We start from the raw sequence: 9,572 nt of genomic DNA, 5'->3' as shown, positions 1-9,572 counted from the left end.
GGCGACGATCGCGGCGCCGACCTCCTGCACGACCTCGCCCGCGACACCACCCTCGGCGACGTCTCCCGGGTGGAGGTGGCCGAGAAGCTGGTCGGGCTCGGCGACGATCGCGGCGCCGACCTCCTGCACGACCTCGCCCTCGACGGCATTGTCCACGGCATCGTCCGGGTGTGGGCTGCCGAGAAGTTGGCCAAACGCTTCGGCTGACCCCGGTAGAGCGAAGATCATCCCGCTCCCCGTTTCGGCTCCACCGTCACGCCGGTTCCGGCAGGGCCTCGGCGGCGGCCACGGCGGCGAGTGCGTCCGTGGTGGCCGCGAGTGGCTGGCCGCTGCCGCGGGCGTGCCGGTGCAGGGCGCGGACGGCGGCGCCGAGGCAGCGGTGCAGTCCGGCCGGGGTGCCGTCCTCCAGTTCGGTGGCCAGCTCCTCCAGCCAGTAGGCGACGTCCTCGTCCGCGGTGGGCAGTGCGTCCTGGTGGGCGAGGAGTCGGGTGGCGACCGCGGTGAGGACGTGGTGGAGCTCGTCGGCGGCCTGCGCGCGGCGCCGGTCCTCCAGCTGTCGGCGGGCGATCCGGGCCTCGGCGTCGGCGAGCGCTTCTGGGGTGCGGCGGACCGGTTGCCCGTCCGGGTCGGTCAGGGTGGCGGCGCGCAGCCGGGCGGCCTTGTTGTAGGCGGCGGACGGCCCGTTCACGGCGAGCGGGTCGGCGAGGGCCGTCCACTGGGCGCCGGCCTCCCGGGCGGCGTCGACCGCGGCGGCCTGGCGGCGGTCGATCTGCTCGCGCAGGTGCTGCCACAGCGTCACCCGGTGCAGGGCCGCCTGCTGCCGCTCGCTCTCCGGCGCCCGGTCGAGCCGGTGGGCGTTGCGCTCGGCCCACAGCAGCACGCCGTACAGCTCGCCGGCGTCGGGCATCGAGTCGGCGCCACCGTGCCGCTCGTGCAGGCGGCGCAGCTCGTCCACCAGGTCGCCGGGGCGCTGCAGGTCGAGCCGGAGTGGGGCCTTGAGCAGCGGGGCGGTGGCCTTGGGTCGGGCGGCGGGGTGGGTGCGGCGGCGGGGGGTCACAGACCCGATTCTCGCCGATTCACAGACTGTGAACCGCATGATCACCACGATCGGGCGAAACAGCGAAGGTAGCGGATAACGTCTTGTTATCCGCTATCGTTTGGCCATGGTGACGACCTCTCAGATCGACCCGGCCGGCCGCGGCCCCACCCCCGCGCTGCCGTCCTCGGCGCTCGCCGACGCGGTCTTCAAGAAGCTGATGGAGGACCTCGGCCGGGTGCAGACCGGCCGCACCGGCCAGCTGCGCACCTACACCCCCAGGGTGGAGCTCCTCGCCGAGGCCGTCACCCCGGACACCTTCCTGCTGGTGCTGCAGTGGATCTCCTCCACCCGGCGCGGCTCCATCCAGACCAAGCGCAACTACGTGGACGACGTCCGCCGGGTCTGGGCTGGCTACGCGGCCGAGCTCGGCCACGAGCGGTTCTTCGTCGGCTGCTTCACCGCCGAACAGGTCACCGCCTGGCGGATCCGGGCGGAGGCCCAGGGCGCCCGGCCGGCGACGATCGCCCGCTACCTGCGCTCGCTGTCCTCGCTGCACGTCTACGCCGCCGAGCGCCGCGAGGACGTGCGCAACCCGGTGCTGCGCGACGACCTGCCGCGGATCGACAAGGGCAACACCAGCTCCAGCACGCCGGTGCTGGAGAAGGAGGAGATCCAGGCGCTGTACGCCGCCGCCGCCTCCGAGCTCGACCTGACCGTCGTCGCCCTGTTGTACACCCTGGCCGGGAGGGTCTCCGAGATGTGCGCGGCCGACGTCACCGCCCGGATCGAGCGCGGGCGGCGCTCCTACCTGGACGTGACCCGCAAGGAGAACAAGGAGCGCATCCTCGCGCTGTCCACGTTCGTCGCCGAGCTGCTGGACACCCAGACCGCCGGCCGCACCGAGGGCCCGCTGCTGCTGGACGCCGCCGACAACCGGCTCGACCCGTCCGACGTCGACCGGATCCTCACCCGGCTCGGCCACCGCGCCCGGGTCCTCACCTGTGCCGACACCGACCGGCCGCCGGCCCCCGGCGAGCGACGGCACTCCTTCAAGCGGTGCGAGCGCTGCCGGGACGTCACCCCGCAGGTCATGCGGGCCTCCCGGATCACGCACATGCTGGACGACGGCGTCGACCTGGTCGAGGTGCAGGCGTTCGCCGACCACGAGAACCCCGCCACCACCGTCGGCTACCGCGAGCGCCGCCACAAGCACGAGCGCAACGCCACCCTCTCCGACGCCGGAGCCGCCGTCCTCGAAGGCATCCGCCCCGCCTGGCGGCCGGACCCGCACGCCGACACCCCGGTCGACGGCACCGACCTGGTCGAGGTCCGCCTGCCCGGGCAGAACCCCGGCCAGCTCGCCGTGCCGCTGTAAGCGGGCGCCGCCGGGAAACCCACTGTCCGCCTGGAAGTTCACCGCCTATACATAGGAGAACGAGAACTCCACGCCCGGCCGGCTGCCGGACCGGTCCGCGCCGCGCCGGCCCCGACGAACGGCGAGCACCCGGTGCTGAACCTGGAAGAGCGCATCACCCGAGTCCGGCACCAGGAGGTCCGGCGCTGACCGCGGACGCCTACCACTGCTACAGCACCGGTAGCCCCCGGGCAGCCATCGTGGGCCACCTGGACCGCGGTGTGCGCCACATCATTCGCAAGCCCTCCCAGCCCGCCGACGACGGCGGGGGCACCGCGGCCGCCGTCGTCCAGAAGATCGAGACGGTCCACAGAAAGTCCGACACCGAGGCCGTCAAGACGATGCAGCAGGTCGAAGGCGGGCTACTGCAGAGCGCGCTCGACCTGGAGCTCATCGACTTCATCGAGCACCGGCGGTTGGAACGCCTGCAGCAGGACCGCCGCCTGTACGCACCCCTCCCTGCGCCCGCTCGGGGGCGTCTTCGCATCAGCAGTGAGTACGCGCGGGCCCACCTCGTGGCCGCCCTGCTGATTCACCCAAGCCGCGTACACGATCCACGGTGGGACCATGCCATCGGCGGTGGCGCACAACGTCGACTCTGCCCTACGACTGATCGCCGCGGCCGAAGCGGCGCTGCAAGTACTCGGCGAGGGTGGTGGCGTCTCCAGGTTCCGCGGTGGCGCCGTTGATCAGAGCCAGCGCGCCGAGGGCCAGGCTGTGCGCCAGCTTCTCGATGTCATGGTCGAATTCCTCGGGGCATGCCACGTAGCGCAGGGCAAGGCCTTCTTCCATGGCCGACATCAAGGCCGCGAAGGTCTCCATCCGGATCTCGCTGCGCAGTTCCAGCCCGGCTGCAAGGAGGATGGCCCGGTATGCCTCGCTCCACCACTCAGTGGCCGCGCCGTAGTAGCGAGCGAGGGCGTGGTGAAACGCGGGTGCGACCGGTTCCATCACGCAGATCAGCAGCTTCATCCGGAAGATCGGGCTGGCGAAAACGTCTGCCAGTTCGGCCAGCGCAATCCCACGGGCCACCACGCTGAGGTCGCCGGCTCCCACGACGTGCCGGGCCGCGTCTTGCGCCATGCCCCGGTGGGAGGCGTAGTGGCCAGGGTGCAGGGCCCAGGCCAAGAGATCGAAGTAGTAGTCGGACATTGTTCGCCAGCGGTGATCGAGAAGCCCCCGGGTTGCCTTGGGATCCCCCCGCTGTTCCCGATAGCAGGCGATTACCCGCTCTTGGGTCGGCCAGACCACGTTGAGGGGCAGAGCCGCCGGGGTGCGCTTTTCCTTGAAGCTGGTCGATATAGCGGCGAGACCGGCTTCGAGCAGCCACTGGGTCTTGGGATCGGTGCGCTGCGTCGCCGGGTTCCGCAGGCGGGTCAGCGCATCCATCGGGTCGGGTGAGTACGGGGGTTGCTCATCACTCGTCGTCACACGGCCGATGCTAGTGCCGCATCAGGCAACGTTCGCCTTGTTCACGACCTCGCGTAGGCGTTCGTCGGCGGCGCGTCTGTTCCACCAGACGATGTAGCGGCGGATCATGCTTTCTTGCTCCTTGTGGCGGGTGTGGCTGGTGTGGTCGGTGCCGTCGAGGGCGAAGTAGCGCAGGCGGTGAACTGGGCCTCGATGTGGTTGAGCCATGAGCTGCCGGTCGGGGTGCAGGCGATCTTCACGTTGTTCGCTGCCGCCCACGTCGCGACCCGCTGGCACCGCTTCGTCGTCAGGTGTGGGGAGCAGTTGTCGGAGACGATCGCCATGCGCATGTCCATCGGGTGCAGTGAGCGCAGGCGGCAGAACTCCAGGAACTTCGACCTGTTCTTAGCAGGGCGAACGTTGCCTGATGCGGCACTAGGACGCCATGGGAGTTCCCACGGCGGTTACTCCTTGTCAGCTCGTCAGCGCATACCGAGAATCTTGTCAGCGGCCAGTCGGCCCGACTCCTCAACCATCCCCCGCGCGCACCGGGCTGCTCAAGCATGCCCCGGTGTCACGCATTTGATCACAGGGAGCAGCGACTCATGCGACACCTTCGGCAGAACAGATCTACGCAGCATCTGATCCGCGCCCTGCTCGCGGTCGCGCTCGCCATACTCTCCGTGGTCGGCATGGGGATCTCCACCGCCGAAGCCGGATCCGTGCGTTACGGGGTCTTCGACCACGCCACCAAGGTAGCGTTCGGGAGCCCGAACACGACCATGTTCCAGAACCAGTACACCGTCTCCGCCGACGGCAGGTTCGGCTTGATCATGCAGGGCGACGGGAACCTCGTCCTCTACGGCCCCTCGCCGTGCGGCGCCTTCCAGCCCAACATCTGCCGCGGCCCGTACGACTACTGGTCCACCAATACGGGCGGGCAGCCCGGCAACCGGGTGGTGCTGCAGACCGACGGCAATCTCGTGGTCTACCGGCCGAACAACAGCGTTGCCTGGGCTTCCAACACCGGCGGCTCCGGCGTGACCCAGTTGAGTCTCACGAACAAGGGCAGCCTGTCGCTGAAACGCCCTGACGGTTCCGTCGCCAAGTGGCTGTTCAGCGGGCTCGACATCTGCAACAGCTATGTGGGGTTCGTCGGACAGATGCCGAACGACTCACGCCTCAACACGTGCTCGTACGGCGCCTCGCCGAACGGGGTCTATCACCTGATGCAGCAGCAGGACGGCAACCTCGTTCTCTACGGGCCCGCCAACCATGTGCTCTGGGCAACGGGCACCGCCCAACAGGTGATCGGTGACTACAGCCACCGCTACGCACAGATGCAGTACGACGGCAACTTCGTGGTCTACGACGGCAACACGCCGGTCTGGGCCTCCAACACCGCCGGCTTTCCAGAAGCCCGCCTGGTTCTCCAGGATGACGGCAACCTCGTGATCTACTCCGGCAGCGGCCAGCCGGTGTGGTCCTCGAACACGGGCGGGCAAATCTGACCAGCGAGAAACGCTGACGCACGGTGGGGCGACCTGGTCGCCCCACCGTGCGTCAGCGTCGGCTGTTCCGCTGTTCTCTGCGGTCGGAGTCAGCGACGCCGCCCGGAGCGCGCGATGCCCCGCCGAGCGCGGGGACCGGAAGAGGCCGGCCCCGATTCCCTCAGCGCTCCCCACGTCCCGCCCGCCCTCCCCTGCCCTTCGTCTCTGGCCGACCCGGGCACCCGCCCGGACACCAGGTCAGCGCGACAGAGTCCGACAGGGGGCAGCCCGCCTGGAAAACAGCGATCTGATCATCCCCGCCGGCAAACGCAAGGGTCACAACCCCTCCGTCACCAGTATCTACCGGGCGCTGGCCGAGCACGCCAAGCGCGAGGCGTACCCGGATGCCGTCGAACAGGCCCACGCCGACTTCGTCGCCCTCCAGGACAGCGAAGTCTCCGAACCCCGTCGCGCCCGCCCTGACCGAGTGACAATCAGGGCCATCCCGCCCGGCCCGCTCACCCATGGTCGCTGGACCGTCCGCGGGGTGGGCTTCCTGATCGGCACCGTGCTGCGCCACTCCCACGAGCTGACCGCGACCGGCTGCTGACCCTTGACTGCCTCAGGCAGATACCGACACGGGACGCGAGGCGCCCGCAGGCAAGCGAAGGCCCCCGAGGCTGGCAGCAACGCCGGGCTCAGGGGCCTTGGGCAAGCATGGGTGAACAATTCTGATCAACCCGGTGGAAGGAAGAGGGACGATCGAAGTCGGTTCTTCCCTTCCTGGCGTGGGGTCACGTTGCAGCGCTTCCCCAAGGTGGCTTGGTTCGCTCGGACTAACGATGAACCGTGGGAGCCGGCCCCGGCCGCTTTCTGGCCAGGTCGGCCCCATCAGCATCGGCAGCGTCGACTTGTCCCTCCAATGAACAACCCCAGATTCTTGATGGCCGACCACCGTCGGACTGCACCACGAGCACAAAATTGACCTGACCTGGGATGATGCCAGCTTTGATAGGTCGGCCGAGGCTTTGAAAAGTAGTTGTTCAGTGGATTCGGCGAGCGCCCTATCATCCCTTTTTTGTCGATTTGTCATGAACCACTAGCGGAATTCGACATTCCGAATAATTGCCCAATGATCTCCTTTTCTTGATCCCTACCGGCGGGTATCTCTGGCGGCTTTTCCATTCCGGTCGCACGTGCGGTTCAATTCGGACGGCGACGTTTTCCTGGTTGCAGCCGGGGTCGCTCGGACTAATAGATGGGCAGGCCCCTACGGGGGCCTGCCCGCACACCGGCCTGCCTCGGCACCGGTGTGCGAACCGCGGGCCTACGGGCCCGGGAAGGGACGCCCCCGTGGCTCTCCCCACGATGCGCAAGGACGGCAGCGAGCCGCCCTCCCCGAAGCACAACGCCTCGGTCTGGATCCTGGTACTGGCCGCCATCTGCGGCAGCATCACCCTCCTCGTCCTGCTCGGCATGCCGGTGGCCGCCGCAGTGGTCGCCGTCCCCACGCTCGCCGTGGTGGCCAACCAGGTGGTCGGCCACCTCAACGGTTCCCCCAGCGAGGAAAAGCCGCCGGCCCCTCCAAAGCTTCCGGATGCGAAGAACCACGCAGCCGGCCAGGCGGGCGACGACGGCACCTTGGCCGGAGAGCGTGCGTACGGCGGGACGGCCGGGAAGGGTGAATACGGTGGGGCGGCCTGAGAAGCCGATTCCCCCGGACTGCGACCCTGCCACCAGGGACTTCGCCCAGGCCCTCCGGGACCTCAAGCGGGACAGGAAGGTGAGCTACCGCCAGATGGCGGAGGCCGCGAACTACTCCTCCACCGCGCTCTCCCAGGCGGCGTCAGGGGCGGCCCTGCCGTCCCAGGCGCTCGCCCTGGCCTACGCGGTGGCATGTGGCGGGGACCCTGCGGAGTGGACGAGCCGATGGGAAGCCGCGGCCCGGGCCCACCAACCTGCACCCCCGCCCCCAGTACCGGGCACTTCCGAGATCGAGGTACGCCGGGTGTTTCCTCCGGCCGACGGCCCCCGTGTGGAGTACCCCCTTATCAACCAAGTCTTCTCGCAGGAGATTAGGGCGCTTCGTCAGGAAGCAGGCCTCACCGCTGCCGCCATGACGAGCCGGGCGCGCCTGACGCCGGTCGACTTCAACCGGATCGAGACGGGGAGGGCTCACCTGGTCCGCGTTGAGGCGATCGTGGCGTATGTCAGGGCATGCGGAGGCGACGTACCGATGTGGGTCGAGCGCTGGCGCAGGGTCGCCAGCCCGCCGGTCGTCGGCAGGACGGCGGCAGCCGTCGACAAGGTCGGGACGGGGGAATTGGTGGCTACCGGCGACATCGTCCATAGCGTCACGCTGTACACGGAGGCGAAGAGCGGGGACCACGGCCACGATGTCTGGCACCCGTCCGAGAGCAAGCGGGTCACCGCGTTCAGCAAGTTGGTGACGCCGCAGGAGTTCGTCGACGCCCTGCGGGCCCTGCGGGCTGAAGCCGGTATGCCATCCATCAGGGCGATGTCTCGGGCCGCGCAGGCTGCGGGCATTTCCGTGCCGCACAGCACCCTGCACGACGCGCTGCGCGGCCACCGACTGCCCAGCAGGCCGGTAGTCCAGGCCGTCGCCACAGCCTGCCGCCTGAGCGAACGTGAGACCAAAGTCCTGCTGGAGGCCTGGCGGCGGCAGCGCACTAGCGACGAACCGCAGCTGAAACCGCGCAGCGAGACGTACATGCTGCTGAGCAAGCTGATCGCCAACCCGGAGTTCTGGAAGTGGGCTCAGAGGTCTACCCCTCCACTACTCACGCTCATCGCGGTCCTGGTCTACGCAACCGTCATCAAGTAGAAGGTCGAGTCGGCGGCAGCCGGCTCGACCTTCCCCGGCCTTCGGTACCGCGTACGGGACCACCGTAGGTACCGCCCACGGGACCGGCCGATGTGACGCGGATCACGGCTGAGTGACGCTGCATTCGGCAGGGTCCCGAGGGCGAAGGGGTGAGGGACGGCGAACGCCCGGCCCCGGACAGGAGACCACCATGCGCTGCGGCGCCTGCAACCACGACGTGCCCACCGAGTCCTTCTGGCACCACGCCGGGGTCGTCCCTCCAGACTGTGTCCCGCTCTGCCCGCCGTGCCCCGGCTGCCCGGCCGCGGCCTGCAGCAGCCGCACCTCGGTCAACGACGACACCCAGGAATGAGAGCGGTGGCCCGTCGGCGGATCGATCCCCGGCGGGCCACCCGGTGCCCGAGCTCGGGTTACCAGTCCCAGCCCCCGACCATGTCGATGATCATGCGGATGACCACGTGGAGGGCGTTCCCGATGGCCGCCATCTGGATGGCGGTCGCCAGCCACCGGCTCCCACGGAGCTTCTGCAGGCCGCGGCGGGCGCTGCCGGTCACGGTGCCCTTGCTGACGCCGTGCCGACGGGCCACGTCGTCCGCGGTGTGGCCGTGGCCCTTGTGCTCGACCAGGTACTCGCGCTCCTTGGGCGGCAGTTCGTCCAGCGCCTTCTCCAGGTCGAAGCGCTCCTCGATCGGCTCCGGCTCCTCGGCGGCCTGCAGGTCCTCGGGCAGCTCGCCGTCGTACTCGACGGCCGGCTGGGTGTACTCGGGGAGCTTCGTGTAGATCACGCGGCGGGCGATGGTGAACTGCACCCGCTCCGGCTTCCGCAGGCGGTCGAAACCGCTCCGCCAGGCCCGTCGGGGCGGCCCAAAACCGGGCCGAGCCCGGTCGACCGCGCCCGGCCGGGCTCCAAGCACCACATCGTCACCGACGCTCACGGCACCCCGCTCGCCATCACCCTGACCGGCGGCAACCGCCACGACGTCACCCAACTGCTGCCCCTGCTCGACGCGATCCCACGCATCCGCGGAGCGACCGGCCGCCCGCGCCACCGGCCCCGACAGCTGTTCGCCGACCGCGGCTACGACTACGACAAGTACCGCCGGCTGCGGTGGAAACGCGGCATCAAACCGGTCATCGCCCGCCGCGGCGTGCCGCACGGCTCCGGTCTGGGCACCGTGCGGTGGGTGGTCGAACGCACCAACGCCTGGATCCACGGCTTCCGCCGCTTGCGAATCCGCGACGACATCCACGAGGCCTTCCTCAAGTTGGCCTGCTGCGTGATCACCTGCCGACGCGTCCGAGCATTGTGTTAGCTCCTCTAAGGGCGTCCGCCAGTAGGTGCTGCGGATGGTGGCAGTGGAACAGGCACGGTTC

At 69.3% G+C, this 9,572-nt stretch carries 10 protein-coding genes and 2 pseudogenes; 8 read left to right on the top strand and 4 right to left on the bottom strand.

The genetic code is table 11. The features are described 5' to 3' along the window. Window positions 1–207, top strand: a 207-nt coding sequence (locus tag ABD353_RS38335; RefSeq protein WP_344628358.1) for a hypothetical protein, incomplete at its 5' end; no start/stop codon positions are given. Between the two features lie 46 nt (window positions 208–253). Here ABD353_RS38335 and ABD353_RS38330 read toward each other — a convergent pair. Then, window positions 254–1,057 carry a hypothetical protein gene (locus tag ABD353_RS38330; RefSeq protein WP_344628357.1) on the bottom strand — a complete coding sequence of 268 codons (804 nt, stop codon included), beginning with the start codon at window positions 1,055–1,057 and terminating at the stop codon, window positions 254–256. Window positions 1,058–1,163: 106 nt separating this feature from the next. Between ABD353_RS38330 and ABD353_RS38325 the strand changes: the two genes are divergently transcribed. Beyond that, complete coding sequence (locus ABD353_RS38325) at window positions 1,164–2,414, top strand: tyrosine-type recombinase/integrase (protein WP_344628356.1); 1,251 nt, start codon at window positions 1,164–1,166, stop codon at window positions 2,412–2,414. Between the two features lie 642 nt (window positions 2,415–3,056). Here the strand turns inward: ABD353_RS38325 and ABD353_RS38320 are convergent. Next, window positions 3,057–3,884 (bottom strand): hypothetical protein, encoded by an 828-nt coding sequence (locus ABD353_RS38320; protein WP_344628355.1) that lies wholly within the window; start codon window positions 3,882–3,884, stop codon window positions 3,057–3,059. A 21-nt stretch (window positions 3,885–3,905) separates the two neighbouring features. Continuing rightward, window positions 3,906–4,288, bottom strand: a pseudogene (locus ABD353_RS38315) (transposase); the annotation flags it as partial. A 180-nt stretch (window positions 4,289–4,468) separates the two neighbouring features. Between ABD353_RS38315 and ABD353_RS38310 the strand changes: the two are divergent. The 5 genes from ABD353_RS38310 to ABD353_RS38290 all read left to right on the top strand — a co-directional run bounded on the left by ABD353_RS38310 (window position 4,469) and on the right by ABD353_RS38290 (window position 8,550). Continuing rightward, window positions 4,469–5,374 (top strand): hypothetical protein, encoded by a 906-nt coding sequence (locus ABD353_RS38310; RefSeq protein ID WP_344628354.1) that lies wholly within the window; start codon window positions 4,469–4,471, stop codon window positions 5,372–5,374. A gap of 466 nt (window positions 5,375–5,840) precedes the next feature. Next, window positions 5,841–5,963: a hypothetical protein gene (locus ABD353_RS38305; RefSeq protein WP_344628353.1), complete on the top strand. Its 123-nt coding sequence runs from the start codon at window positions 5,841–5,843 to the stop codon at window positions 5,961–5,963. 743 nt (window positions 5,964–6,706) lie between these two features. Next, window positions 6,707–7,057, top strand: coding sequence for a hypothetical protein (locus ABD353_RS38300; protein ID WP_344628352.1), 351 nt, complete (start codon window positions 6,707–6,709; stop codon window positions 7,055–7,057). Continuing rightward, window positions 6,951–8,198, top strand: coding sequence for a helix-turn-helix domain-containing protein (locus tag ABD353_RS38295; RefSeq protein WP_344628351.1), 1,248 nt, complete (start codon window positions 6,951–6,953; stop codon window positions 8,196–8,198). The genes ABD353_RS38300 and ABD353_RS38295 overlap by 107 nt, the downstream gene beginning before the upstream one ends. A 190-nt stretch (window positions 8,199–8,388) precedes the next feature. Further along, window positions 8,389–8,550, top strand: coding sequence for a hypothetical protein (locus tag ABD353_RS38290; protein ID WP_344628350.1), 162 nt, complete (start codon window positions 8,389–8,391; stop codon window positions 8,548–8,550). A gap of 58 nt (window positions 8,551–8,608) precedes the next feature. Here the strand turns inward: ABD353_RS38290 and ABD353_RS38285 are convergent, their stop codons facing one another. Continuing rightward, a complete protein-coding gene (locus tag ABD353_RS38285; RefSeq protein ID WP_344628349.1) occupies window positions 8,609–8,983 on the bottom strand; it encodes an RNA polymerase sigma factor in 375 nt (124 codons plus the stop codon). 81 nt (window positions 8,984–9,064) lie between these two features. Here ABD353_RS38285 and ABD353_RS38280 point away from each other — a divergent pair. Then, window positions 9,065–9,511: pseudogene (locus ABD353_RS38280) on the top strand (IS5 family transposase); the annotation flags it as partial. Window positions 9,512–9,572 lie beyond the last annotated feature (61 nt).

The organism is Kitasatospora arboriphila, assembly GCF_039528095.1.
In the GTDB taxonomy this organism is placed as follows: Bacteria; Actinomycetota; Actinomycetes; order Streptomycetales; family Streptomycetaceae; genus Kitasatospora; species Kitasatospora arboriphila.
Note: the sequence above shows the minus strand (reverse complement) of the source record. Positions and strands in the feature narration are given on the sequence as shown.

What these genes read in the sequence shown, in the direction of transcription:
- ABD353_RS38325 (WP_344628356.1), top strand. Translation starts at nt 1,164, where the DNA reads ATGGTGACGACCTCTCAGATCGACCCGGCCGGCCGCGGCCCCACCCCC.
- ABD353_RS38310 (WP_344628354.1), top strand. Translation starts at nt 4,469, where the DNA reads ATGCGACACCTTCGGCAGAACAGATCTACGCAGCATCTGATCCGCGCC.
- ABD353_RS38295 (WP_344628351.1), top strand. Translation starts at nt 6,951, where the DNA reads ATGCGAAGAACCACGCAGCCGGCCAGGCGGGCGACGACGGCACCTTGG.
- ABD353_RS38290 (WP_344628350.1), top strand. Translation starts at nt 8,389, where the DNA reads ATGCGCTGCGGCGCCTGCAACCACGACGTGCCCACCGAGTCCTTCTGG.